This is a genomic window from Kosakonia sp. SOY2, from assembly GCF_027109175.1.
In the GTDB taxonomy this organism is placed as follows: Bacteria; Pseudomonadota; Gammaproteobacteria; order Enterobacterales; family Enterobacteriaceae; genus Kosakonia.
On record NZ_JAPVXH010000002.1, the window covers coordinates 569,013 to 594,533 of the forward strand.

The 25,521-nt window shown below is 55.1% G+C and carries 25 protein-coding genes and 5 tRNA genes; 22 read left to right on the top strand and 8 right to left on the bottom strand.

What is annotated here, in order from left to right:
* Window positions 1–167: 167 nt before the first annotated feature.
* Together norR and O3S68_RS15620 are read left to right on the top strand one after the other, a co-directional pair.
* On the top strand, window positions 168–1,682 hold the full coding sequence (gene norR, locus O3S68_RS15615) for a nitric oxide reductase transcriptional regulator NorR (protein ID WP_269231885.1): 1,515 nt from the start codon (window positions 168–170) through the stop codon (window positions 1,680–1,682).
* A gap of 86 nt (window positions 1,683–1,768) precedes the next feature.
* Window positions 1,769–1,930 carry a hypothetical protein gene (locus O3S68_RS15620; RefSeq protein WP_269231886.1) on the top strand — a complete coding sequence of 54 codons (162 nt, stop codon included), beginning with the start codon at window positions 1,769–1,771 and terminating at the stop codon, window positions 1,928–1,930.
* A 79-nt stretch (window positions 1,931–2,009) separates the two neighbouring features.
* Here O3S68_RS15620 and gutQ read toward each other — a convergent pair whose 3' ends face one another.
* From gutQ to srlA, 7 genes are all read right to left on the bottom strand, one after another.
* On the bottom strand, window positions 2,010–2,975 hold the full coding sequence (gutQ, locus tag O3S68_RS15625) for an arabinose-5-phosphate isomerase GutQ (protein ID WP_269231887.1): 966 nt from the start codon (window positions 2,973–2,975) through the stop codon (window positions 2,010–2,012).
* Window positions 2,968–3,741: a glucitol operon DNA-binding transcriptional repressor SrlR gene (gene srlR, locus O3S68_RS15630; protein WP_020454933.1), complete on the bottom strand. Its 774-nt coding sequence runs from the start codon at window positions 3,739–3,741 to the stop codon at window positions 2,968–2,970. The genes gutQ and srlR overlap by 8 nt, the downstream gene beginning before the upstream one ends.
* Window positions 3,742–3,811: 70 nt before the next feature.
* Entirely contained in the window at window positions 3,812–4,168 is a 357-nt protein-coding gene (gene gutM / locus O3S68_RS15635; protein ID WP_269231888.1) for a transcriptional regulator GutM, read from the bottom strand.
* A 46-nt stretch (window positions 4,169–4,214) separates the two neighbouring features.
* Window positions 4,215–4,994, bottom strand: coding sequence for a sorbitol-6-phosphate dehydrogenase (srlD, locus tag O3S68_RS15640; protein WP_017459304.1), 780 nt, complete (start codon window positions 4,992–4,994; stop codon window positions 4,215–4,217).
* A 17-nt stretch (window positions 4,995–5,011) separates the two neighbouring features.
* The gene (srlB, locus tag O3S68_RS15645; protein ID WP_269231889.1) at window positions 5,012–5,374 is read right to left on the bottom strand and encodes a PTS glucitol/sorbitol transporter subunit IIA; all 363 of its coding nucleotides are present in this window, start codon (window positions 5,372–5,374) and stop codon (window positions 5,012–5,014) included.
* A gap of 10 nt (window positions 5,375–5,384) precedes the next feature.
* Window positions 5,385–6,350, bottom strand: a complete 966-nt coding sequence (gene srlE, locus O3S68_RS15650; RefSeq protein WP_020454930.1) for a PTS glucitol/sorbitol transporter subunit IIB — start codon at window positions 6,348–6,350, stop codon at window positions 5,385–5,387.
* Window positions 6,347–6,907, bottom strand: coding sequence for a PTS glucitol/sorbitol transporter subunit IIC (gene srlA / locus O3S68_RS15655; protein WP_045510963.1), 561 nt, complete (start codon window positions 6,905–6,907; stop codon window positions 6,347–6,349). Before srlA ends, srlE begins: the two co-directional genes overlap by 4 nt.
* 273 nt (window positions 6,908–7,180) lie before the next feature.
* Here srlA and mltB point away from each other — a divergent pair, with 273 nt between their 5' ends.
* The 20 genes from mltB to O3S68_RS15755 all read left to right on the top strand — a co-directional run bounded on the left by mltB (window position 7,181) and on the right by O3S68_RS15755 (window position 23,919).
* The gene (gene mltB, locus O3S68_RS15660; protein ID WP_020454928.1) at window positions 7,181–8,263 is read left to right on the top strand and encodes a lytic murein transglycosylase B; all 1,083 of its coding nucleotides are present in this window, start codon (window positions 7,181–7,183) and stop codon (window positions 8,261–8,263) included.
* Window positions 8,264–8,490: 227 nt separating this feature from the next.
* On the top strand, window positions 8,491–9,165 hold the full coding sequence (locus tag O3S68_RS15665) for a metal ABC transporter ATP-binding protein (protein WP_269231890.1): 675 nt from the start codon (window positions 8,491–8,493) through the stop codon (window positions 9,163–9,165).
* Window positions 9,162–10,025, top strand: coding sequence for a metal ABC transporter permease (locus tag O3S68_RS15670; protein WP_269231891.1), 864 nt, complete (start codon window positions 9,162–9,164; stop codon window positions 10,023–10,025). The genes O3S68_RS15665 and O3S68_RS15670 overlap by 4 nt, the downstream gene beginning before the upstream one ends.
* 12 nt (window positions 10,026–10,037) lie before the next feature.
* Window positions 10,038–10,916 (top strand): metal ABC transporter substrate-binding protein, encoded by an 879-nt coding sequence (locus tag O3S68_RS15675; protein WP_200552592.1) that lies wholly within the window; start codon window positions 10,038–10,040, stop codon window positions 10,914–10,916.
* Window positions 10,917–11,052: 136 nt separating this feature from the next.
* Window positions 11,053–11,550: a nicotinamide-nucleotide amidase gene (gene pncC / locus O3S68_RS15680; protein WP_269231892.1), complete on the top strand. Its 498-nt coding sequence runs from the start codon at window positions 11,053–11,055 to the stop codon at window positions 11,548–11,550.
* Window positions 11,551–11,639: 89 nt separating this feature from the next.
* Window positions 11,640–12,704, top strand: a complete 1,065-nt coding sequence (gene recA / locus O3S68_RS15685; protein ID WP_020454923.1) for a recombinase RecA — start codon at window positions 11,640–11,642, stop codon at window positions 12,702–12,704.
* A 68-nt stretch (window positions 12,705–12,772) separates the two neighbouring features.
* Complete coding sequence (gene recX / locus O3S68_RS15690) at window positions 12,773–13,273, top strand: recombination regulator RecX (RefSeq protein ID WP_249880924.1); 501 nt, start codon at window positions 12,773–12,775, stop codon at window positions 13,271–13,273.
* A gap of 129 nt (window positions 13,274–13,402) precedes the next feature.
* Window positions 13,403–16,033 carry an alanine--tRNA ligase gene (gene alaS, locus O3S68_RS15695; RefSeq protein WP_269231893.1) on the top strand — a complete coding sequence of 877 codons (2,631 nt, stop codon included), beginning with the start codon at window positions 13,403–13,405 and terminating at the stop codon, window positions 16,031–16,033.
* Between the two features lie 238 nt (window positions 16,034–16,271).
* Window positions 16,272–16,457, top strand: coding sequence for a carbon storage regulator CsrA (gene csrA, locus O3S68_RS15700; RefSeq protein ID WP_007370562.1), 186 nt, complete (start codon window positions 16,272–16,274; stop codon window positions 16,455–16,457).
* Between the two features lie 338 nt (window positions 16,458–16,795).
* A tRNA-Ser gene (locus tag O3S68_RS15705) sits at window positions 16,796–16,888 on the top strand.
* Window positions 16,889–16,892: 4 nt separating this feature from the next.
* Window positions 16,893–16,969: transfer RNA gene (locus O3S68_RS15710), tRNA-Arg, on the top strand.
* 62 nt (window positions 16,970–17,031) lie between these two features.
* Window positions 17,032–17,108 (top strand) — tRNA-Arg (locus tag O3S68_RS15715).
* A gap of 63 nt (window positions 17,109–17,171) precedes the next feature.
* Window positions 17,172–17,248, top strand: a tRNA-Arg gene (locus O3S68_RS15720).
* A 173-nt stretch (window positions 17,249–17,421) separates the two neighbouring features.
* Window positions 17,422–17,498: transfer RNA gene (locus O3S68_RS15725), tRNA-Arg, on the top strand.
* 265 nt (window positions 17,499–17,763) lie between these two features.
* Window positions 17,764–18,330, top strand: coding sequence for a fructose-1-phosphate/6-phosphogluconate phosphatase (gene yqaB, locus O3S68_RS15730; RefSeq protein WP_269232026.1), 567 nt, complete (start codon window positions 17,764–17,766; stop codon window positions 18,328–18,330).
* The gene (locus tag O3S68_RS15735) at window positions 18,327–18,755 is read left to right on the top strand and encodes a YqaA family protein (protein WP_017459318.1); all 429 of its coding nucleotides are present in this window, start codon (window positions 18,327–18,329) and stop codon (window positions 18,753–18,755) included. The genes yqaB and O3S68_RS15735 overlap by 4 nt, the downstream gene beginning before the upstream one ends.
* A gap of 80 nt (window positions 18,756–18,835) precedes the next feature.
* The gene (gene gshA, locus O3S68_RS15740) at window positions 18,836–20,380 is read left to right on the top strand and encodes a glutamate--cysteine ligase (protein WP_269231894.1); all 1,545 of its coding nucleotides are present in this window, start codon (window positions 18,836–18,838) and stop codon (window positions 20,378–20,380) included.
* 152 nt (window positions 20,381–20,532) lie between these two features.
* Window positions 20,533–21,048, top strand: coding sequence for an S-ribosylhomocysteine lyase (gene luxS / locus O3S68_RS15745; protein WP_071925219.1), 516 nt, complete (start codon window positions 20,533–20,535; stop codon window positions 21,046–21,048).
* A 277-nt stretch (window positions 21,049–21,325) separates the two neighbouring features.
* A complete protein-coding gene (locus O3S68_RS15750; RefSeq protein ID WP_238328387.1) occupies window positions 21,326–21,697 on the top strand; it encodes a hypothetical protein in 372 nt (123 codons plus the stop codon).
* Window positions 21,694–23,919: an FKBP-type peptidyl-prolyl cis-trans isomerase N-terminal domain-containing protein gene (locus O3S68_RS15755; RefSeq protein WP_269231895.1), complete on the top strand. Its 2,226-nt coding sequence runs from the start codon at window positions 21,694–21,696 to the stop codon at window positions 23,917–23,919. Before O3S68_RS15750 ends, O3S68_RS15755 begins: the two co-directional genes overlap by 4 nt.
* Window positions 23,920–23,970: 51 nt before the next feature.
* On the opposite strand, the gene emrB is transcribed toward O3S68_RS15755, so the two are convergent.
* On the bottom strand, window positions 23,971–25,506 hold the full coding sequence (gene emrB, locus O3S68_RS15760) for a multidrug efflux MFS transporter permease subunit EmrB (protein ID WP_020454913.1): 1,536 nt from the start codon (window positions 25,504–25,506) through the stop codon (window positions 23,971–23,973).
* Between the last annotated feature and the right edge of the window lie 15 nt (window positions 25,507–25,521).

Below are 25,521 nucleotides of genomic sequence, written 5' to 3' on the forward strand. Positions count from 1 at the left end.
AGTTTTCTCAATTCGATGTATGGCTAATATCAAGTTGCGTGCCAGGTTTATATTCGATTGATATAAAAGCGTTTTAATGATTTTTCGAAAAAATAAATTGTCATTATGACTATGACTAATACAGTCAATATGACACTATGCATTGTCAAAATGACAGTGAGGTAGGTATGAGTTTTTCGCTAAATGTCCTGGCGGGGATCGCCATAGAACTGCAAAGCGGCATCGGCCATGCGGATCGTTTCCAGCGGCTAATCACCACCCTGCGCCAGGTGCTGGAGTGCGACGCTTCGGCGCTGCTGCGCTACGACGCGCGGCAGTTTATTCCACTGGCCATCGACGGGCTGGCGCAGGATGTGCTGGGCAGGCGCTTTACGCTGGAAGGCCACCCACGGCTGGAGGCGATCGCTCGCGCGGGCGATGTTGTGCGTTTTCCCGCCGACAGCGATTTGCCCGATCCCTACGATGGGCTGATCCCCGGTCAGGAGAGCCTGAAAGTGCACGCCTGCGTTGGGCTGCCGCTGTTCGCCGGGCAAAACCTGATTGGCGCGCTAACGCTCGATGGCATGTCGCCGGATCAGTTCGACACTTTTAGCGATGAAGAGCTGCGGTTGATTGCTGCGCTGGCGGCAGGCGCGCTGAACAACGCGCTGCTGATAGAGCAACTGGAGAGCCAGAATATGCTACCCGGCGCACCGGCGGCGTTCGAACAGGTGACGCGCAGCGAAATGATTGGTCTGTCGGCGGGCATGGAGCAGCTAAAAAAAGAGATCGAGATTGTTGCCGCTTCCGATCTGAACGTGTTGATCAGTGGTGAAACCGGCACCGGCAAAGAGCTGGTGGCAAAAGCGATTCATGAAGGTTCGCCGCGCGCCATCAATCCGCTGGTCTATCTCAATTGTGCCGCGCTGCCGGAAAGCGTGGCGGAGAGCGAGCTGTTCGGCCATGTCAAAGGTGCCTTTACCGGCGCTATCAGCAACCGCAGTGGCAAGTTCGAGATGGCGGATAACGGCACGCTGTTTCTCGATGAGATTGGCGAGTTGTCGCTGTCGTTGCAGGCGAAGCTGCTGCGTGTCCTGCAATATGGCGATATTCAGCGTGTCGGTGACGACCGCAGCCTGCGGGTTAATGTGCGCGTGTTGGCCGCCACCAACCGCGACCTGCGCGAAGAGGTGCTGGCCGGACGTTTTCGCGCCGATCTCTACCATCGGTTGAGTGTGTTTCCGCTTTCTGTGCCGCCGCTGCGTGAGCGCGGGGAAGATGTTGTTTTACTGGCGGGCTACTTCTGCGAGCAGTGCCGTTTGCGGCTGGGGCTGGGGAGAGTGGCACTAAGCCCCGGCGCGCGGGCGCATTTGCTGAGTTATGGCTGGCCAGGTAACGTGCGCGAACTGGAGCACGCCATCCACCGCGCGGTGGTGCTGGCGCGCGGTACGCGTAACCGTGATGACGTGGTGCTGGAAGCGCGCCATTTTGCGCTTAGCGATGAACCGGCGGCCCCCTCCGCTGCGGTGACGCCGCTGCCCGTAGAGCAAAATCTGCGCGATGCGACGGAGGATTTTCAGCGCGCATTTATTACCCGCACGCTGGAAGAGCAGGGCGGTAACTGGGCGGCCTGCGCGCGCTGTCTGGAGATGGATGTCGCCAACCTGCACCGGCTGGCGAAACGCCTGGGGCTGAAGCGTTAAAAGATGACTGCCTGCCAGTGATCGTACAGCGTGGCGTCGCCAACCTGCACCGGCTGGCGAAACGCCTGGGGCTAAAGCGTTAAAAGATGACTGCCTGCCAGCGATCGTGGAGCGTGACGTCGCCAGTCTGCGCCGGCTGGCGAAACGTCTTAGGTTGGAGCGTTAAGGATTACTGTCTGCCAGTGATGGTGCCGCGAGGCGTCGCCAGCCAGCACTGGCTGGCGAAACGCCTGGGGCTGAAGCGTTAAAAGATGACTGCCTGCCAGTAATGGTGCCGCGTGGCGTCGCCAGCCTGTACCGGCTGGCGAAACGCCCGGGGCTGAAGCGTTAAAGAATGCCGGCCTGGTAGAAGTCTTGCAGGTTGATGGCGCCGACCAGTAAACCGGCCTCATCCACCACCGGGGCGGCGGCAATTTTGCGCTGCATTAAGCGCTCTTTGGCGTCCACGGCGCGGCTGCCTGCCTCCAGCGTGATGCCGCCGGGCGTCATCGCTTTATCGACCTGCGCGGTTAGCGCCCCGCCTGAGACCAGCCAGCGACGAAGATCGCCATCAGTAAATACCCCTTTTACATGGCGCTGGTTGTCGCAGACCGCCACCAGACCCAAACCGGTGCGGCTCAGTTCCAGCATCGCGTCCATCACGCTGGTGGTAAGCTGCACCTGCGGGATCTGCTCCTCTTTGCGCATCAGATGGTGCACTTTATTGAGCAAGCGCGCGCCAAGTGCGCCTGCCGGGTGAGAGCGGGCAAAATCCTCTTCATCAAACCCGCGCGCCTGCATCACCGCCATCGCCAGCGCATCGCCCATCATCAGTGTGTTCACCGTGCTGGAGGTGGGAGCCAGGTGCATCGGGCAGGCTTCGCGCTCCACCGAAATATCCAGCACCGCCCGCGCGGCGAGCGCCAGTGGGGAGCGTGGTTTGCCAGTCATCGCCAGCAGCGCGACGGATTTCTCTTCAAGGCGCGGCAGGATCAGATCCAGCTCTTTTGCCGAACCGGAGTAGGAGATAAACAGCATCACGTCGCGGCTTTCAATCATGCCGAGATCGCCATGCAGCGCTTCCGCCGGATGGACGAAAAATGCCGGTGTGCCGGTGCTGGCAAGCGTCGCGGCAATCTTTTTGCCAATATGACCGGATTTACCGATACCGGAGACGATAATTTTCCCCTCGCAATTCAGCACGGTTTCAGCGGCGCGCACAAACGCCTCGTCAAGGCGATCCGGCAGGCGGCTGGCTTCCTGAAGCTCCAGCAGCAGGGTTTGCCGTCCGGCGTTAATTAATGACTCACTCATGTTTTTCTCCGGCAATGATCACTTCAACCCCTTTGGCTTCCAGCGCGGCGCGCACGTCAGCGGCGATCCCGGAATCGGTGATCAGTTTATCCACGCTTTCCAGGCTACAGACCACGTTCGGGCTTTTACGGCCAAATTTGGAGGAGTCCGCCATCAGGATCACTTCCCGCGCGGCGTTGCACATCGCTTTACTGACGGTGAACACCTCGTTAAAGGTGGTGACACCCGCCTCTAAATCGATGCCATCGGTGCCCATAAACAGCTTGTCGAAGCTGAAATGCTCAAAGGCGTTTTCCGCCAGTTGGCCGTGAAACGAGGCCGATTTCTTACGGAAAGTGCCGCCCGGCATCAGGATCGTTTGCTCGTTATCCAGCTCAGAAAGGGCGTTAACGATATGCAAACTGTTGGTCATTACCGTGATGTTATTGAAGTGGCTGAGCAGCGGCACCATTTGCAGCACGGTACTGCCCGCATCAAGGATGATCGAATCGCCGTCGTGGATGTAGGTCACTGCCGTTTCGGCAATCAGCCCTTTTTGCACGGTGTTGATAAGCGTCTTGTGATCAATCGGGGGATCGGCTTCATCTTTGTTGAGCACCACACCGCCATAAGTGCGGATCACCGCGCCGGAATGTTCCAGCGCGACGAGATCTTTACGTATGGTCGTCCCTGTGGTGTCGAAGTAAGCTGACAGCTCTTCAACAGAACACTTTCCCTGCTTTTGCAGATGCTCAAGAATAGCCGCCTGACGCTGACGTGGTTTCATAGGCGCTGATATCCTGCGTTACGTTGCGAAATGATAATTTCGCAAGCTATTAGCGTTCACAACGAAATTATCAATGTTTCATTTTAAGCGCTAATGATAGTGCATTCTGACAGCTCGGATCATGGGGAAAGATCACATCAGGCTCTAATTCCTCTCTTTTAATCCCTTTCAGATAGTCAATTTTTGTGGGGCGGGCAAAAACGGTGAGACCGCGCATTAGCAAGGTGTCCGTTACGCGGTCTTGCTGATCGAAGGCCACGACCAGCACCACGCGCGGTTTGAAACGCCCGCCGGAGCGCCCGACGCCGACGCGCCCGCGCTGGCACAGCGTATCAAACGCTTTATTAAACTGGCGGATTTGCCAGCCGCCCAGCGCCATCTGGCAGAGCCAGGCAATGGCGGCGACGGTGATCAGGGCTGAAACCATAGCACTCTCCTTTTAAATCAGGCCCCCGCGCGGAGGGCCACGCAGATCAGAACATGACCTGGCCGCCGGTGACATTAATCGACTGGCCGGTGCAGTAAGAGGCTTTAGGGCTGGCATAAAACATCAGCACGTTCAGCACATCCTGGTAGTCGCAGCCGCGCTTGAGCGGCACTTTGTCGATGTAATATTGCTCCACTTCATCCGCCGCAATGCCCAGTTTGCTGGCATATTGCGGGATAAGTGACTGGAACATCGGCGATTTCAGCAGGTTACCCAGCATCAACGAATGCACGGTAATGCCGTACTCCGCCAGATCCAGCGCCAGTGATTGGGTCAGCCCCACGCCGCCGAACTTCGCTGCGCTATAGCCCGAGTTGTGCTTGCTGCCCACTTTGCCGGATTTGGAGTTGATCTGGATGATGCGCCCCTGAATGCCGTCGCGAATCATCAACTTCGCGAACTCGCGTGCGCAGAGGAAATAGCCCACCAGGTTCACCTGCAAGGAACGGTCGAAATCACCGAGCGCAAAGTCGCTGATAAACGCCGCTTTGGCAATGCCTGCGCTGTAGACCAGCAAATCCGCGCGGCCAAAAATCTCATCCACGCCGCGCGCCAGAGCCAGCACGCTGTGCTCGCTGGTGGCGTCCGCGCCAAAGCCGTAGGCCATCCCTTCGCCAAACTCGCTGTTGATCTCCTGGGCGACATTTGCCGCTTTATCACTTTGAATATCCACTACCGCCACGCGGTAACCTTCTGCGGCAAGCCCACGGCTAAGGAACGCCCCAAGGGTTTGTCCTCCACCAATGACAACGGCAACCTGTTTCATACTCTTCTCCTTACGACTTAAGCGACAAATTTCAAAATGCAGCCGGGGGCGATACCGTCCGGCACCGGGCCTGCGACGTGTACCGTTCCGGGGTATTCCGACTGCGTTTGCCCATCGAAACGCAGGGTGATATGACCCAGTTCACGCAGATTCTGCTCGGCGACATCGCCGACGGCGGTGACCGGGTAGCGACGATCGCCAAGTTCAAACTGCGCGCCGGGTAACAGCGCGCCCGAAAGCGCACCGTGGTTATGGATAAAACAGAACTCGGCGACATCCGCAGGCGCGCCTTCGCGGAAGGTGATCAGCATGTTGTCACTCAGCGCATCCGGGGCGCTCTCACCGATATGGGTAATGGTGGTTTGATAAATCACACTCATAAAACACCCCTTATTGATAAATGAAACCGGAGACAAACCAGGCGACCAGCACCGTTGGCGCACCGGTTAAAAAACGGCTGACCAGTACGGAGGGCACACCGACGCGCACGGTATCCTGACGCGCTTCCGCCAGCGACAAGCCCACCGGGATGAAGTCACACGCCGCCTGGGCGTTGATGGCGAACAGCGCGGGCAGGGCGAGATGCGGCGGGATATTGCCGAGGCCGATCTGTACGCCAATCAGCACGCCAATGACCTGGGCAATCACCGCGCCTGGGCCGAGGAAGGGTGACAGCAACGGGAAGGAGCAGATAAGCGCCAGCGTTACCAGCCCGAGTGGATGGCTGGCAAGCGGCGCGAGGCCGTGGGCAATCCAGTCGCCAAGCCCGGAGGCCATGATGATGCCGATGAGCGCCGAGACGAAGGCCATAAACGGCAGAATAGTTTTCAGCACCGTGTCGATGGTGTCGCGCCCGGCCTGAAACAGCACCGCGACCGCCGAACCCATGCCCATGCCGACTTTTGCCAGCAGACCATCGCTCTGCTCGGTGATTTTTTTGCTGGTGTCGTAATCCTTCGCGACCGGGCGTTTTGGTGCGGCGGTTGGCGCGTCACCGTGCAGATGGATATTGTCCTCTTTCACTCCGGAAACGTAGATATCTTCCAGGATGTACTGCGCCAGCGGGCCGGATTTCCCTGTCGCATGGATATTCACCGTCGGGATGCGGCGTTTCGGATAGATACCACAGCGCAGCGTACCGCCGCAGTCGATCACCGCAACGCCAATCTCCTCTGCTGGCGGCTCGCCCTCTTTAAAGCCGTCAACCGCCTGCCAGCCGGTGAGTTGCGCCAGCTTATCGACGATCGCCGGGCGGGTGCCCGCGGTGATATAGACAATTTTCTTCTCAGTGCTGGCGTCGATTTCCAGCGGGCCGCCCCAGCCGCCGGTGCCTTTTTCAATCACTATGCGCGTCATGATGTTGCTCCAGCGAGTTGGACTTTTTGTTCAAGTTGAATGCCCATTTTCTTCTCGAAAATGGAAGTGGTGAGGTCGGTAACCCAGCCGCGGAAGAAGTTGGTCACCAGGCCGACCAGCAGGTAGCTCACCGCCAGCGGGCCGAGCGGCAAGCCCAGCGTTGTCAGACCGTTGGCGATCCCCAGATAGACAAACAGCTCGCCGGGGTTGATATGCGGAAACAGGCCATTCATTGAGTGGCAACTGTAGGACGCGGCAGCGTAATAACTGGGTTTGTACTTTTCTGGCATAAAGCGCCCGAGGCTCAGTGTCATGGGGTTGCAGAAGACAAACGTGCCGATGCAGGGCAGCAGCAAATAGCGGGCAAGGGGATTGCCCGCGCAGCGCTGGGCAAATTTTTCGATCCGGTGTTGGCCAATAAAGTTAATCAGTGCGTTCATGATAACCAGCAGGCTTATCAGCAGGGGCAAAATACCGGTCACCATGCCGGTGAACACTTCGCCGCCTTTCTGAAACAGCCCGATGAACCATTCGGCACCATGCGTAATGGTTTCCATTGTTCTCTCCTGTAGGGTTGTCGTTTTGTTGTTTAACCGTGCACTATCATAATCATTATGAAAGGTTGAAATGTGTTATTTAGATCTCGTTATGAAAGAAAAAATGATCATTGTGAAAGTTTTTTGCGAGAGTGAGCGGAATTAAATGAACGCGTAATGGAGGGTGAAAAAGTGAAGTGAGATCGCGTGCGCAGGCGTTACGGCGCTTCCTTGTCGGTAGCCAGATGCTTTACCATACTTGCTCCTGGCTGATTCGTTTAAAATGGAAGTCCCATGTTGAAGCGTTGTTACGCAGCATTGCTGCCTGCGTTTGTTGTGCTCTGTGCCTGTAGCAGTAAACCCCCGCTTGCTGAAACCCCGCAAACCGCGTCGCCCGCGCCTTCCGGCGGTTTTCTGCTTGAGCCGCAGCACAATGTTCTGATGACCGGCGGTGACTTTGCCAATAACCCGGCGGCGGAGCAGTTCATCAATATGATGGTCAGCAAGCACGGTTTTGACCGCCAGCAACTGCATGAAATTCTCTCGCAGGCCAAACGCCTGGACTACGTGTTGCGCCTGATGGATAAGCAAGCGCCGACGACAGCGGGACCCACCGGGCCGAACGGCGCCTGGCTGCGCTATCGCAAGCAGTTCATCACCCCGGACAACGTGCAAAATGGCGTGGCGTTCTGGAATCAGTATGAAGACGCGCTTAACCGCGCGTGGATGGTTTACGGTGTGCCGCCGGAAATTATCGTTGGCATCATCGGCGTGGAAACCCGCTGGGGCCGCGTGATGGGCAAAACGCGTATTCTCGACGGGTTAGCGACGCTGGCCTTCGCTTACCCGCGCCGCGCGGAGTATTTCGCCAGTGAACTCGAAACTTTCCTGCTGATGGCGCGCGATGAAAGTGATGATCCGCTCGAACTGAAAGGTTCTTTCGCTGGCGCAATGGGCTATGGACAGTTTATGCCCTCTTCGTACAAGCAGTACGCCGTCGATTTCAACGGCGACGGGCATATCAACCTGTGGGATCCGGTGGATGCCATTGGCAGCGTGGCGAACTACTTCAAACAGCACGGCTGGGTGAAGGGCGATATCGTGGCGGTTCCGGCCAACGGCCAGGCACCGGGGCTGGAAAATGGCTTTAAAACCAATTACAGCGTCGGGCAACTGGCGGCGGCGGGTTTAACACCGCAACAACCGCTGGGCGCGCACCAACAGGCGAGCCTGCTGCGCCTTGATGTGGGCACCGGCTATGAGTACTGGTACGGTCTGCCGAACTTCTTCACCATTACCCGCTATAACCACAGCACGCATTACGCGATGGCGGTCTGGCAGCTCGGCCAGGCGGTTTCACTGGCGCGCGTTCGCTGATCCCTCTCCCCTCCTGCGGGAGGGGAATCTGAAACATTTCGATGCACTCCCGTTACGCATAGCGATTTACTTAATCATTCATACTGATTATTGTTACGTTATAACATATGAGGTGTGTGAATGATTCCCGTAACGCTGTTTTCCCTTTCCGGCACGATCCGTTTAGTGCTGGCTGCCGCACTATTAGCGGTGCTTTGGCTCCTGACTAGCTGGGCGGTTGCGCTGCCATGATTGAACTTGACCACCTGGTCGCAGGCTACGATCGCCTCGCGATCACGCCGGCGCTGTGCGGCACGCTGGCGCGCGGTAGTATGACGGCGATTGTTGGCGCGAACGGCTGCGGTAAATCGACCCTGTTAAAAACGCTGGCCGGATTTTTACCGCCGGTGAGCGGCGTTTTGCGCTGGCAACCGGCGCGGCCCGTCATCGGCTGGCTGGCGCAGCGCCACGCGCTGGAATCTCAATTTCCGCTCACCGTGCAGGACGTGGTGAGTATGGGCTGCTGGCCGCGCGTTTCGTTGTTTCGCGGGTTGAATCGCGATGCCCGTAGCCGAATCGCTCAGGGGCTGGAGCGCGTTGGGCTGACAGCAATGGCGCGCGAAACGATTGATACGCTCTCCGGCGGGCAGTTTCAGCGCATGTTGTTTGCCCGCGTCTGGGTGCAGAACGCGCCGCTGGTGATGCTCGACGAGCCGTTCACCGGTATTGATGAAGCCACATCGCAACTGTTGATGGAGCAGATTGTGGACATGCATCGTGGCGGGCAAACCATTATTGCCGTGCTGCACGATAGCGAGCGCGTGTCTCGCTATTTCCCGCAAACGTTACGCCTCGACGAACGCGTGGCGCAGTGGGGCGCGACAGCGCATTTCGCGACAAAAGATGAGGCGTGCAGCGCATGATCTGGCATCTCTTTTTCCAGCCGTTTATCGAGTTTGGCTTTATGCGCCGCGCACTGGTGGTGTGTCTGGCGCTCTCCATCAGTACCACGGCGCTGGGCGTTTTTTTGCTGCTGCGGCGCATGAGCCTGATGGGCGATGCGCTGTCGCACGCCATTCTGCCGGGCGTGGCGGTGGGTTATTTGCTGAGCGGCATGTCATTGCTGGCGATGAGTATCGGCGGTTTTATCGCCGGGATCGTGGTTGCGCTGGTTGCCGGGTGGGTAAGCCGCCGCACGCCGCTGAAAGAGGATGCCAGCTTCGCAGGTTTCTACCTCGGTTCGCTGGCGCTCGGCGTCACGCTGGTTTCGCTGCGCGGCTCCAGTGTCGATCTGCTGCATCTGCTGTTTGGCTCGATTCTGGCGGTCGATCGCGACTCGGCGCTGTTTGTCGCAGGAGTGGCCAGCCTGACACTGATGATGTTGGCGTTTTGCTATCGCGGCATGGTCAGTGAAGCGTTCGACAGCGCGTTTTTGCAGGTTAACGCCCCGCGTGCACCTGGCCTGCTGCACGGGCTGTTTCTGGCGTTACTGGTGCTTAACCTGGTGGCCGGGTTTCAGGTGCTCGGCACATTAATGGCCGTAGGCGTGATGATGCTCCCCGCCGTGGCGGCGCGCTGCTGGGCGCGGACATTACCGGGATTATTATGGCTTGCGGCCAGCATTGGAGCGCTGTGCGCGTGGCTTGGGTTAAGCCTGTCGTGGATGGCGGGATTACCCGCCGGACCGGCGATTGTGCTGACCGCCAGTATTGTCTTCTTTTTTTCCATTTTATTCGGCACGCGCAGTGGGCTGGCTCACAGCCTGCGCGCACTTTTAACGTAGCAAGGGGAAATGATGAAACGGACAGGGCTTATTCTGGCGCTGGCGCTCGGCCTGGTGGCGCAGGGCGCAATGGCAAAAACAGTAAATGTGGTCGCCAGCTTCTCGATTCTGGGCGATATCACCCAGCAGGTTGGCGGCGATCACGTCAAGGTGACGACGCTGGTGGGGCCGGATGGCGATCCGCATACCTTTGAACCGTCGGCGAAAGACAGCGCACTGCTTAACAGCGCCGACGTGGTGGTGGTGAACGGCCTGGGGCTGGAAGGCTGGTTAGATCGTCTGGTGAAAGCCTCTGGCTTTAAAGGCCAGCTTGTCGTCGCATCAACCGGCGTTGCAACGCATACGCTGGAAGAAGATGGCGCAACGGTGACCGATCCCCACGCCTGGAACAGTGCGGCGAATGGTGCGCTGTATGCGAAAAATATTCTTGCCGCGCTGGTGAAAGCCGATCCGGCTGACGAAGCCGCGCTGAATGCCTCCGGTCAGCGTTATATCGACCAGTTAAATAAACTGGATAGCTGGGCGAAAGAGCGCTTCAGCGCGGTGCCGCAGGCGAAACGCAAAGTGCTGACCAGCCACGATGCGTTTGGTTATTTTGCTCGCGCTTACGGCGTTGATTTCATGGCGCCGCAAGGCATCTCTTCTGAAAGTGAAGCCAGTGCCGCGCAGGTCGCTTCGCTGATCAAACAGATCAAAGCCGATGGCGTGAAAGTGTGGTTTATGGAAAACCAGCTGGATCCACGGCTGGTGAAACAGATCGCCAGCGCAACCGGCGCGCAACCGGGTGGCGAGCTTTATCCGGAAGCGTTAAGCGCCAAAGGCGGGGTGGCAGATACCTATCAGAAAGCCTTTCGTCATAACGTCGACACTATCTATAACAGCATGAAGTAACAAGCAATAAGCCATGCAGGCCGGCGCTCGCTGGCCTTTTTTCGGAAGCCTCCTCGTAAATTCGCCATCCCCTCTCCATCTTTTCACGGAAAGTGGTATCTTTTCCGCCACAGTTTTTAGACGCACGGGAGCCATCATGACGGACAATGAATTAATGCAGCTCAGCGAACGCATTGGGCTGGCGCTCAGGGCGCGCGGCGCGACGCTGACAACGGCGGAGTCCTGTACCGGTGGTTGGGTGGCGAAGGTGATCACCGATATCGCTGGTAGTTCCGCCTGGTTTGAACGCGGGTTTGTTACCTACAGTAATGAAGCGAAAGCCCAAATGATTGGCGTACAGCCCGCCACGCTGGATGCGCACGGTGCGGTCAGCGAGCAGGTGGTGGTCGAGATGGCGATTGGCGCGCTGAAAGCAGCGCGTGCCGATTATGCGATTTCCATTAGCGGCATCGCCGGGCCGGATGGCGGCAGCGACGAGAAGCCGGTTGGCACGGTTTGGTTTGGCATTGCCAGCGTCAGCGGGGAAGGGATCACGCGCCGTGAATGCTTTTCCGGCGATCGTGAAGCGGTGCGCAGACAGGCCACCACCTATGCCCTGCAAACCCTTTGGCAACATTTTCTACAAAATGCTTGATACTGTATGACTATACAGTATAATTGCGACAACAGAACAGTAATTCACCGCGGAGCGTAACGCGCTTCACTCTGCATGAAGGAGTAATCATGGCTATCGACGAAAACAAACAAAAGGCGCTTGCAGCCGCACTGGGTCAGATCGAAAAGCAATTCGGTAAAGGCTCCATCATGCGTCTGGGTGAAGACCGTTCCATGGATGTGGAAACCATCTCTACCGGTTCGCTCTCGCTGGATATCGCGCTGGGCGCTGGCGGTTTGCCGATGGGGCGTATCGTCGAAATTTACGGGCCTGAATCTTCAGGTAAAACGACGCTGACCTTGCAGGTCATTGCCGCAGCACAGCGCGAAGGTAAAACCTGTGCGTTTATCGATGCTGAACACGCGCTGGATCCGGTTTACGCTCGCAAACTCGGCGTTGATATCGACAACCTGCTCTGCTCTCAGCCGGATACCGGTGAGCAGGCGCTGGAAATCTGTGACGCGCTGGCGCGCTCCGGTGCGGTTGACGTGCTGGTGGTCGACTCCGTTGCAGCGTTGACGCCGAAAGCGGAAATTGAAGGCGAAATCGGTGACTCTCACATGGGCCTTGCGGCACGTATGATGAGCCAGGCGATGCGTAAACTGGCTGGTAACCTGAAACAGTCCAATACGCTGCTGATCTTCATCAACCAGATCCGTATGAAAATTGGCGTAATGTTCGGTAACCCGGAAACCACCACCGGCGGTAACGCGCTGAAATTCTACGCCTCTGTGCGTCTGGACATTCGCCGTATCGGTGCGGTGAAAGAGGGGGATAACGTGGTCGGCAGCGAAACCCGCGTTAAAGTGGTGAAAAACAAAATCGCTGCGCCGTTTAAGCAGGCTGAATTCCAGATCCTCTATGGCGAGGGCATCAACTTCTACGGCGAGCTGGTCGATCTTGGCGTGAAAGAGAAGCTGATTGAGAAAGCCGGCGCCTGGTATAGCTACAACGGTGACAAAATTGGTCAAGGTAAAGCGAACGCAACAACCTGGCTGAAAGAAAACCCGGCGGCAGCAAAAGAGATCGAGAAAAAGCTGCGCGAAATTCTGCTCAGCAATCAGAGTTCTTCCGCTGAATTCACTGCCGATGGCAATGACGAAGACGTTGAAGAAACCAACGAAGATTTCTGATAATTTGAATGGTAATCAAGGGCTGCTGATGCAGCCCTTTTGCTTTTCTACGAACACAGGATCAAGCCATGCCCGAGAACCCTTCCCGACGCTCCGCCGTTGCCCGCCTGCGTGACCGGGCGATGCGGATTCTGGCGATGCGCGATCACAGCGAAAAAGAGTTTCGCCGCAAATTAACCGCGCCAGTAATGAGTAAAAACGGCCCGGAAGAACTGGATATCACGCCGGAAGAGGTCGAAGAGGTCGTGGCATGGTGTCTGGAGCATAACTTTCTTGATGATATGCGCTTTGTGCGCCAGTTTATCGCCAGTCGTGCGCGCAAAGGGTATGGTCCGGCACGCATTCGGCAGGAGTTAAATCAAAAAGGGATTTCGCGAGAAGACAGCGAAAGCGCGCTACGCGAATGCGATATCGACTGGGTGGAGAGTGCCCGTGCGCAAGCGCAGCGCAAATATGGCGAACCGCTACCGACTGAATATGCGGCGAAAGTAAAAGTGCAGCGTTTTTTGCTCTATCGCGGCTTTATGCAGGAAGATATTCAGGAAATATGGCGAAATTTTGCCGACTGAGCGCATACGGGATTTTACTTCGCAGTAAAGAAAACTTATCTTATTCCCACTTTTTCCAGTAGCTGGCGCGTTTTCCATGTATGGCAACGGCCGGTTACCACATTTCGTTAGCTTGATTTCAGGATAATTATGAGCAAGAGCACCGCTGAGATCCGTCAGGCGTTTCTCGATTTTTTCCATAGTAAGGGACATCAGGTAGTTGCCAGCAGCTCCCTGGTACCGAATAACGACCCGACTCTGCTGTTTACTAACGCCGGGATGAACCAGTTCAAGGATGTATTTCTTGGGCTCGACAAACGTAATTATTCCCGCGCTACCACAGCACAGCGTTGCGTTCGTGCTGGTGGTAAACACAACGACCTGGAAAACGTCGGTTACACCGCGCGCCATCACACATTCTTTGAAATGCTGGGCAACTTTAGCTTCGGCGACTACTTCAAACATGATGCTATTCAGTACGCATGGGAACTGCTGACCGGTGAGAACTGGTTCAACCTGCCGAAAGAGCGTCTGTGGGTGACGGTATACGAAACGGACGACGAAGCGTACGAAATCTGGGAAAAAGAAGTGGGCGTGCCGCGCGAGCGCATTATCCGCATCGGCGATAACAAAGGCGCCGCTTACGCTTCTGACAACTTCTGGCAGATGGGCGATACCGGTCCATGCGGCCCGTGCACCGAGATTTTCTACGATCACGGCGACCACATCTGGGGTGGCCCTCCGGGCAGCCCGGAAGAAGACGGCGACCGCTATATCGAAATCTGGAACATCGTCTTTATGCAGTTCAACCGCCAGGCCGATGGCACTATGGAACCGCTGCCGAAGCCGTCCGTGGATACCGGTATGGGCCTGGAGCGTGTTGCCGCGGTGCTGCAACATGTGAATTCCAACTACGAAATCGACCTGTTCACCCGACTGATTCAGGCGGTGGCAAATGTGACCGGCGCGACAGATTTGAGCAATAAATCGCTGCGTGTTATTGCCGACCACATTCGTTCTTGTGCCTTCCTGATCGCCGATGGCGTCATTCCGTCGAACGAAAACCGTGGCTATGTGCTGCGTCGTATCATTCGTCGTGCGATTCGTCATGGCAACATGCTGGGCGCGAAGGACACCTTCTTCTATAAACTGGTAGGCCCGTTGATTGAGGTGATGGGTTCCGCTGGTGAAGATCTGCAACGCCAGCAGGCGCAGGTTGAGCAGGTTCTGAAAACCGAAGAAGAACAATTTGCGCGTACGCTGGAGCGTGGCCTGGCGCTGCTGGACGAAGAGCTGGCAAAACTGAAAGGTGACACGCTGGACGGCGAGACCGCTTTCCGCCTGTACGATACTTATGGTTTCCCGGTGGATTTAACCGCCGATGTCTGCCGTGAACGTAATCTGAAAGTTGACGAAGCAGGTTTTGAAGCCGCGATGGAAGAGCAACGCCGCCGCGCGCGCGAATCCAGCGGTTTCGGTGCAGATTACAACGCGATGATCCGCGTTGATGGCGCTTCGGAATTTAAAGGCTATGACCATCTGGAACTGAACGGCAAAGTGACTGCGCTGTTTGTCGATGGTAAGCCGGTTAACGCGATCGCCGCAGGCCAGGAAGCGGTTGTTGTTCTTGATGAAACGCCGTTCTACGCCGAGTCTGGCGGCCAGGTGGGCGATAAAGGCGAACTGAAAGGTAATGGCTTTGCCTTTGCCGTACAGGATACGCAGAAGTACGGCCAGGCGATTGGTCATCTCGGCAAGTTGAGTAGCGGTTCGCTGAAAGTCGGCGACGGTGTGAAAGCGGAAGTCGATGAAGCGCGCCGTGCGCGTATTCGTCTGAACCACTCTGCCACACACCTGATGCATGCCGCGCTGCGCGATGTGCTCGGTACGCACGTTGCGCAGAAAGGCTCTCTGGTCAATGACAAAGCGTTGCGCTTTGACTTCTCCCATTTTGAAGCCATGAAGCCATCGGAAATCCGTGCGGTAGAAGATCTGGTGAATGCGCAAATTCGCCGTAACCTGCCAATCGAAACCAACATCATGGATCTGGAAACGGCAAAAGCGAATGGCGCAATGGCGTTGTTTGGTGAGAAATACGAAGACCGCGTGCGCGTGCTGCGCATGGGTGATTTCTCGACTGAACTCTGCGGCGGCACACATGCTTCCCGCACCGGTGATATTGGTCTGTTCCGCATTGTGTCTGAATCCGGCACAGCGGCAGGTGTGCGTCGTATCGAGGCCGTTACCGGTGAAGGCGCGATTGCCAGCCTGCATGCGCAGAGTGACCAACTACATGATGTTGCGCAGTTGCTGAAGGGCGACAGCCAGAACCTTGGCGATAAAGTGCGTACTGTTATCGAACGTACTCGCCAGCTGGAAAAAGAGTTGCAGCAGCTTAAAGAGCAGGCGGCAGCGCAGGAGAGCGCTAACCTGTCCGGTAAAGCTATCGATCTTAACGGCGTAAAACTGCTGGTTAGCGAACTGGCTGGCGTCGAGCCGAAGATGCTGCGTACCATGGTGGACGATCTGAAAAACCAACTGGGTGCTTCAGTGATTGTGCTTGCCACCGTGGCGGAAGGAAAAGTTTCCCTGATTGCGGGTGTGTCGAAGGATGTGATCGACCGTGTTAAAGCAGGGGAATTGATTGGTATGGTTGCCCAGCAGGTCGGGGGTAAAGGTGGCGGACGTCCGGATATGGCGCAAGCCGGCGGTACAGACGCAGCCGCACTGCCTGCCGCTCTCGCCAGTGTAAAAGACTGGGTAAGCGCTAAACTGTCATAATTACAAAGCGAAAGCAGACGCCATAACCTTGCGGTTATGGCGTTGTTGCCACTACGCTATTGATAACGATAAAGTCAGGTTGAAGTCTTGTATATCGGCTAAACTTAGGTTTAACAGAATGTAATGCCGTGACTGCTTACACTTAGGTGTTTGTCATCGCTTACTTTTTGGCGTTATATGATGGATAATGCCGGGATACAGAGAGACCCGACTCTTTTAATCTTTCAAGGAGCAAAGAATGCTGATTCTGACTCGTCGAGTTGGTGAAACCCTCATGATTGGGGATGAGGTCACTGTGACTGTATTAGGGGTTAAGGGTAACCAGGTTCGTATCGGCGTTAACGCCCCTAAAGAAGTTTCCGTTCACCGTGAAGAGATCTACCAGCGTATCCAGGCTGAAAAATCACAGCAGTCGAACTACTGATGCCATTATCGCGTCTCGCTGTTTTCCGGCGAGACGCAACTCCTCCTCTGATTCTCCCCTCAATACGTTTCCTTTTTATTTCATACTCGTTGTTTTTCCCTGTTACCCGCCTGTTGAGATGGAATGTCTTTGCCATTTTTCTACAGCGAAACGGCAGAATTTCTGCTGATAAAACATCCTTTTTGGCCTTTTTGCAGGCTAATTGCCTGCGAAGTGTGCAAACGATTCAGGGGCTGGAAAAAGTGTTTGACTTATAAGTCCCAGAAAGTAATATGTGCGCCACGCAGCGACGATGAGCCCTTAACAAGTTCTTCGAAGCACTCGAAAGAGGCGCGTGTGGTGAGGTGGCCGAGAGGCTGAAGGCGCTCCCCTGCTAAGGGAGTATGCGGTCAAAAGCTGCATCCGGGGTTCGAATCCCCGCCTCACCGCCATTTTGCATCCGTAGCTCAGCTGGATAGAGTACTCGGCTACGAACCGAGCGGTCGGAGGTTCGAATCCTCCCGGATGCACCATCTTGCTCAGTGTGGCGAGGTAACGCAGCACTGAATCAGCGTTGTAAAGTAAGTTTCCCGATGCATCCGTAGCTCAGCTGGATAGAGTACTCGGCTACGAACCGAGCGGTCGGAGGTTCGAATCCTCCCGGATGCACCATTCTTGCTCAGTACGCCGATGTTATGCAGATATGAATCTGTGTTGTAAATAGCATTTCCCGATGCATCCGTAGCTCAGCTGGATAGAGTACTCGGCTACGAACCGAGCGGTCGGAGGTTCGAATCCTCCCGGATGCACCATCTTATTGATACACAAACCTGTTTATTCTTTCAGTCTGGCGGAACTTACTGCCGGAATCAGAAAGAATTGCGCTGTTTCAGAAACGGTCTGAAGGCGAGGCAACGCCGGGTCATCTTTCCGGATTTGTTTGGTCATGAAGGTCTGAATCTGTAGCGTAAAAAGATTTCCCGATGCATCCGTAGCTCAGCTGGATAGAGTACTCGGCTACGAACCGAGCGGTCGGAGGTTCGAATCCTCCCGGATGCACCATCTTCTGTAATACCCCGTCGATTTATTCTCTCAGGTTTAGAGCATCTTTTGCTGATACCAGCAAGAATAACGCGGTTCTGGCAATACCCTGCAAGCTAAGCAACGCCATTCTCCTGACCACATCACTTTAGTAAAATACAAAACTTTGTCTTACCGGTTATCCCGCCAAAATCATGCGTAACACTATGCTTCTCACTCGCTGGCAGCGACAAAAATCACTGTTTACGTTAAAGTAACTGTTTGTTATCCGCTTTGTGAGAACATGATGTACGAACGTTACGCTGGTCTGATTTTCGATATGGATGGCACTATTCTTGATACAGAGCCAACTCACCGTAAAGCCTGGCATGAAGTGCTCGGGCGTTATGGGATGCGTTTTGACGAACAGGCAATGATTGGGCTTAACGGCGCTCCAACCTGGCGTATCGCGCAATCCATTATTGAAGCCAACCAGGGCGATCTCGATCCGCATCTGTTGGCTCAGGAAAAAACGGCGATGGTAAAAGCGATGTTGCTGGACTCTGTTCGCCCATTGCCGCTTATCGAGGTCGTGAAAGCGTGGCATGGTCGCCGTCCGATGTCTGTAGGAACGGGCAGCGAAAGCGCGATTGCGGAAGCGTTGTTGGCACATCTTGGACTGCGGGGTTACTTTGACGCCGTTATCGCAGCCGATCATGTTAAACATCACAAACCCGCGCCCGATACTTTTCTGCTTTGTGCACAAAGCATGGGGGTGGAACCGACGCAATGCATCGTTTTCGAAGATGCGGATTTCGGGCTTGAGGCGGCGCGTGCAGCCGGTATGGACGTCGTGGACGTTCGCTTATTGTGAGTGACACACTGTCGTTGTTGTCACTGTTTTCCAGCAGTTTTCTCAGCGCCACGCTGTTGCCTGGCAATTCTGAGGTTGTGCTGGTTGCCATGCTCATTTCTCACGTTAGCCAGCCCTGGCTTCTTGTTGTAATAGCAACAATGGGTAATAGCCTTGGAGGGCTGACTAACGTTATTCTTGGGCGTTTCTTCCCGCAGCGTAAAACATCGCGCTGGCAGGAAAAAGCGACTGACTGGCTTAAACGATACGGCGCGGCAGCGCTGTTGTTAAGCTGGGTGCCTGTTATAGGCGACTTGCTGTGCCTGCTGGCAGGATGGATGCGCTTGTCGTGGGGGCCAGTAGTAATTTTTTTATGCCTTGGCAAAGCGTTGCGCTATCTGGCGATTGCCTTTGTAACGCTGCAGGGTATGACGTGGTGGCACTAATTGGACTGAGTGAGTGACCTTTAATCGTCAACCATTACAATTATGCTTAATAAAATGATTATGACAGGCGGGAGGTCAATTTGATCCCGGACGTATCACAGGCGCTGTCCTGGCTGGAAAAACATCCTCAAGCTCTGAAGGGGATACAACGCGGTCTTGAGCGTGAAACGCTGCGCGTAAATGCGGATGGCTCTCTGGCAACTACGGGTCATGCGGCTGTGCTTGGCTCAGCACTGACCCATAAATGGATCACCACCGATTTTGCTGAAGCACTGCTGGAATTTATCACTCCGGTAGATGGCGATATCGATCATATGCTGACTATCATGCGCGACATTCATCGCTACACTGCGCGCCAGATTGGCGATGAACGCATGTGGCCGTTGAGCATGCCGTGTTATATCAAAGATGGTCAGGATATTGAGCTGGCGCAGTACGGCACGTCCAATATTGGTCGCCTGAAAACGCTCTACCGCGAAGGGCTGAAAAATCGCTATGGCGCGCTCATGCAAACCATTTCCGGCGTACATTACAATTTCTCGCTGCCAATGGCTTTCTGGGAAGCGAAAAGCGGCAGTACGGATAAAGAATCGGTATCGGAAGGGTATTTCCGCCTCATCCGCAATTACTATCGGTTCGGCTGGGTGATCCCGTATCTGTTTGGCGCTTCGCCAGCAATTTGCTCGTCGTTCCTGCAAGGGAAACCGACAACGCTGCCGTTTGAGAAAACGTCTAACGGTATGTACTACTTGCCGTATGCGACCTCATTACGCCTGAGCGACCTCGGGTACACCAATAAATCGCAAAGCAATCTTGGTATTACCTTCAATAACCTGCACGACTATGTGGTGGCGTTGAAGCGCGCAATCAAAACGCCTTCTGAGGAATACGCCAAAATTGGTCTGAAAAAAGATGGCAAATACTTACAGATCAACACCAATATTCTGCAGATTGAAAACGAGCTGTATGCGCCCATTCGCCCGAAACGTGTGACCCGAAGTGGCGAAACACCATCGGATGCGTTGCTGCGCGGCGGCATTGAGTACATCGAAGTTCGTTCTCTGGATATCAATCCGTTCACCGCCATTGGCGTTGATGAGCAGCAGGTGCGCTTCCTCGATCTGTTTATGGTCTGGTGCGCGCTGGCTGATGCGCCGGAAATGAGCAGCGATGAATTACTGTGCACCCGTACTAACTGGAATCGCGTGATTCTTGAGGGGCGTAAACCCGGTTTGACGCTCGGAATGGGCTGCGAAACCGCACAGTTCCCGCTCGCTCAGGTCGGTAAGGATCTGTTTAGCGATCTGAAACGAGTAGCGCAGACGCTGGATGGCGTGTACGGTGGCGAAGAGTACGAAAAAGTGTGCGACCAGTTGGTTGCCAGCTTCGACGATCCAGAATTGACATTCTCTGCGCGCATTCTGCGCTCGATGATTGATAATGGTATCGGCGGCACGGGGAAAGCCCTGGGCGATCAGTACCGTTCGCAGCTGCGTGAAGAGCCACTGGAAATTTTGCTTGAGGAAGATTTTATCGCCGAGTGCAAAGCGTCGCTGGTGCGTCAGGCAGAGGTTGAAGCCGGAGATTCGGAGTCATTCGAGGCGTTACTCGCGCGCCACGCTTGATACAAAAGAAAAAGGCCACATCTCTGTGGCCAAAATTTCATCTCTGAAGATCAGGGATGATGATAACAAATGCGCGTCTTTCATATACTCAGACTCGCACGGGAAAAAAGAGTTCATTTTATTTTTAAAAAATCACTGTCGGAGGTGACTAAATGCCATTATTGGATAGCTTCACTGTCGATCATACCCGTATGGAAGCGCCAGCAGTCCGTGTTGCCAAGACTATGGACACGCCGCACGGCGACACCATTACCGTATTCGACCTGCGTTTCTGCGTACCGAACAAAGAAGTAATGCCGGAAAAAGGTATCCATACGCTGGAGCATCTGTTCGCCGGTTTTATGCGTAACCACCTCAACGGCAACGGCGTTGAGATCATCGACATCTCTCCGATGGGTTGCCGCACCGGTTTTTACATGAGCCTGATCGGTACGCCGGACGAGCAGCGCGTCGCCGATGCCTGGAAAGCGGCGATGGCAGATGTCCTGAAAGTAAAAGATCAAAGCCAGATCCCGGAACTGAATATCTATCAGTGCGGGACATACCAGATGCACTCTCTGGAAGAAGCGCAAGAAATCGCGCGTCACATCCTCGATCGCGATGTTCGCGTTAACAGCAACGAAGAACTCGCCCTGCCGAAAGAAAAATTGCAGGAACTGCATATCTAGTTTCCCATGCCGCCTTTCTGCCCGGAAGGCGGCATTATTATTTTCACTCAAACGCCTTTCAATATTATTTATTCATTAAAAATATTATTTATCTATATATATAAAGATAAATGATGTCAGAACAATATCCTTTGTGGGTATGGGTCTTCTTATTGTTATTTAAATGCTGCCGTGGTAGTTTTCATCCTCGTTGTTATTTGACCGATATTCCATGTTTAATTTATCTATTAACTGAATGAATTTCAGTGAAAGAATATGTCTGAGTGATGAGGATATTATGCGACGCTCACAACTTTACCTTTTATGTGTCTCCCTTTTGTTATCTTTTGCATTAACGGGATGTGTTAAATCAACAGTGCCTTCGGTGGTGAAAGACTCCCCGCAGAAGCAGCAGGCGCAGCAGTGCTACGAATGGCTTACCGCATTAAAAGGTTTGGATAAATCGGCGTTTCAAACCTACACCCAGCAATTTAAGACGATTAATAATAGCTACGAAGTCTATAAGAAAAATCAGCCAATAATTGATAAGAACGCCGCTGAAATAATGAAAACGGAAATTGATAACAAGGTAGAAGTTGTTTGTTCTCGCGTGCGCAGCGCGGTATTCGCGAATATGTCCAGCCGAGCAAATACGCTGAAACAGTTATGATAAAACTACGCCACTCCTCTGCTGTACTGTTATCGGTTTTCTCTCTTTCCGTCTATGCTGAGCCCGATTTATTACTCGAACGCCTGAACAAAGAACATATCATATCGGCCGAACCGAACTCACCGTTTACGGTGGATCGGGGCGCCGCAGGGGAGGTTGTTGTCCCGTCACCTCTGGCCCCTGTGAAACTGCCAGCGCCAACACCCGATTTGAGTGAACAACACATCAAGCAGCTTAAGGACCAGCTTGCCGCGCTACAGCATGAAATCAAAACGCTACGGAAAAAGCAGGCCGCCGCGATCGTAAAACCCGGGGAGGCGTCTGGTGAAGATGATAATCAGCGCCAGCAGTTACAGGCACTTAGCCAACAACTGGCGCAGGCAAATAAATCCGGTGACGCATTAAACAGCCAGCTCGATGCCGCCATGAAAAAGATGAGTATGCAGGCATCCCGTATTGAGAAGCTGGAGGAGGCGCTAAAGCAAAGTAGTGAAGAGAAAGCGCAAGCGAAACAGCAGTTAAATACGGTTCAGGCAACGCCGCGTCCCCAGGACGCCGAACAACTCCAGTCGATGAGCAACGATAACAAAGTGCTACAGCAGCAGCTGGCGGAGGCGAAAGAGCAGGCCGCTGCATCTGAGGAGAAACGCCAGCTGGCGATGGCGAAAACGGCAGATCTGGAAAAACAGCTCGCTGAGGCGAATAAAACGCGCGAAGCAGCAGATGCGCAACTGGCTGAGGCGACAAAGCAAACTACCGGGCAGAGTGCGCAGCTCGCCGAGTTGGAAGCGAAGCTGAAGCAGCGCAGTGAAGAGAATGCGCTTGCGCAGCAACAGCTGGCGGAGGCGAAAGAGCAGAGCGCGGCATCTGAGGAGAAACGTCAGCTGGAGACGGCGAAAACGGCGGAGCTGGAAAAACAGCTCGCTGTGGCGATTAAAACGCGCGAAGCAGCAGATGCGCAACTGGCTGACGTGACAAAGCAAACTACCGGGCAGAGTGCGCAGCTCGCCGAGCTGGAAGCGAAGCTGAAGCAGCGCAGTGAAGAGAATGCGCTGGCGCAGCAGCAGCTGGCGGAAGCGAAAGAGCAGGCCGCTGAATCTGAGGAGAAACGCCAGCTGGCAACGGCGAAAACGGCGGAGCTGGAAAAACAGCTCGCTGAGGCGAATAAAACGCGCGAAGCAGCAGATGCGCAACTGGCTGAGGCGACAAAGCAAACTACCGGGCAGAGCGCGCAACTTGCCGAGCTGGAAGCGAAGCTGAAGCAGCGCAGTGAAGAGAATGCGCTGGCGCAGCAGCAGCTGGCGGAAGCGAAAAAGCAGGCCGCGGCATCTGAGGAGAAACGCCAGCTGGCGACGGCGAAAACGGCAGATTTGGAAAAACAGCTCGCTGAGGCGAATAAAACGCGCGAAGCAGCAGATGCGCAACTGGCTGAGGCGACAAAGCAAACTACCGGGCAGAGTGCGCAGCTCGCCGAGCTGGAAGCGAAGCTGAAGCAGAGTAGCGAGCAGAAAGCGCAAGTGGAGCAGCAGCTCGCAGCGGCACAGGCTACGCCAGCTGTAGCAAAAACTGCAGCAACGAAAGCGGCTTCGCCAGCCTTCTCACTGGCGGCGAACAAATCAGAACACGCTCGCGTTAACTATGCCTGGGGTGTCTGGTTTGCGGCAAAAGTCCAGCTTGAGAGCGAGGTGCTCAAAGATATCAGGCAGAAATTTATGCCGACGGCTTTTTTGCAGGGCTTGCAGGATAAATTCGCTAACACTCTGCAAATGCAGAATGCAGAGCTGGAAAAGATCCTCAGTACGCTCAACAAGCAGGTAGACGATGCGCGGCAACGCGAAATAACCCGTAACAAGAAGCAAGGACAGCAGTTGCTGGCCGATGCGGCGAAGCTAAAGGGCGCGGTGCAGGCGGATAACGGCGTGGTCTATTTGGTTGAAAAACGTGGGCCGGGTGCCGCTATTGGCGATACCGATGTCATTCGTTTCAAAGTGGATGAAAAGGTCAGCTCCGGGCAGGTTCTCGCCCAGAATGAAATCAACACCGCGCGTGTGAGCGAGCTGCCGATGGTGATGCGTGCTGGTGTAAAAAAACTGGTCGTGGGTGGCAGAGTGAAGATTTATGTTCCCACCGAGCTGGCTTACGGCGAGGAAGGTATACCTGGCGCTGTACCGCCCGGCGTGACTTCCGTGATGACGCTGGAAGTTCTCGGCATTGAGAAGTAAAACAAGCCATTAAAAAAATCGCCTCCATCAGGAGGCGATTTGCTTTTCAGGTTAATGCGCGCCACCGCCGCCGCCGCCCGCACCAAATGGCGGTTTGGCAAACCACACCAGCCCCAGCAAGATCAGGAACACCCCCGCAGAGAACCAGAAAATCTCATTGGCGGAGATAATCAGCCCCTGGTTGGTTATCTGCTGCGCTATCCAGCCGGAAGCCTGTTGCTGCGACATGCCCATTCCCTGCAGCTGGTTATAGATTTCCTGCGAGTTCGGATTGTACGGATTGACCGACTCTGTAAGCTGCGCATGGTGCATCGATTCCCGGTTCGTCCACAGCGTCGTGGTGATCGAGGTTCCGATCGAGCCCGCCAGCGTTCGTGCGAAGTTCGACAGGCTCGACGCCGCCGCCAGTCGCTCTGGTGGCAAACCGGAAAGGGTGATGGTCGTCAGCGGCATAAAGAAGCACGCTACCGCGAAACCCTGAATGAACTGAGGCCACGCCGAAGCGCCGAAATCCATGCCCGGCTCGAAGGTATACGCACGCCAGTAGAAGCACACCGCATACATAATAAAGCTGAACGTCACCAGACGGCGCATATCCAGCTTATGCGCGAAGCGGCCAATAATCGGCGACAACAGCACCGGGATCACGCCAACCGGCGCAGAAGCCAGCCCCGCCCAGGTCGCGGTGTAGCCATACACTTCCTGCAACAACTGTGGTAACAACACAATCGCGCCGAAATAGAGCATATAGGCAAGGCTGATACACAAGCAGCCGATGGTAAAGTTGCGTGACTTAAACAGCGACAGATCGACTATCGGGTTATCGTCGGTCAACTCCCACACCACCAGGAAACTTATCGACACCACGGCGACAATCGTCAGCACGATGATCTCCGTCGAGTTAAACCAGTCGAGCTCTTTACCCTGGTCGAGCATCACCTGCAGGCTACCGATACCGACGATCAGCAACGCCAGCCCTACGCCATCAATGCGCCGCTGCTCGGTACGCGTTTCGCGCCCACGCAGGCTTTGCAGCGTCAGCAGCACCACCAGCGCACCGATCGGTACGTTGATAAAGAAGATCCAGCCCCAGTGGTAGTTATCGCTGATATAGCCGCCGAGGATCGGCCCGCAAATCGGCGCGACGATCACCGTCATTGACCACAGCGCCAGCGCGATAGAGCGCTTGGCAGGCGGATAGTTGCTGAGCAGCAAACTCTGTGACAGCGGGATCAGCGGCCCGGCGACAATCCCCTGGATCACGCGAAAGAAGATAAGCATTCCCAGACTGCTGGAGACGCCGCACGCCCAGGAGGCAATTGCGAAGGCGACGGTAGACCAGAGAAACAGCTTCACTTCCCCAACGCGTTTCGCCAGCCAGCCGGTGATCGGAATCGAGATGGCGTTTGCCACCCCGAATGAGGTGATCACCCAGGTACCCTGGCTCAGCGAGGAGCCAAGGTTACCGGCAATAGTCGGAATAGCAACGTTAGCGATGGTCGAGTCCAGCACCTGCATGAAGGTCGCAAGCGACAACGCAATGGTCATAATGACCAGCTGCGCGCCTTCCAGCGGTTTCTGTTGCATTGCACTCACCTCAGA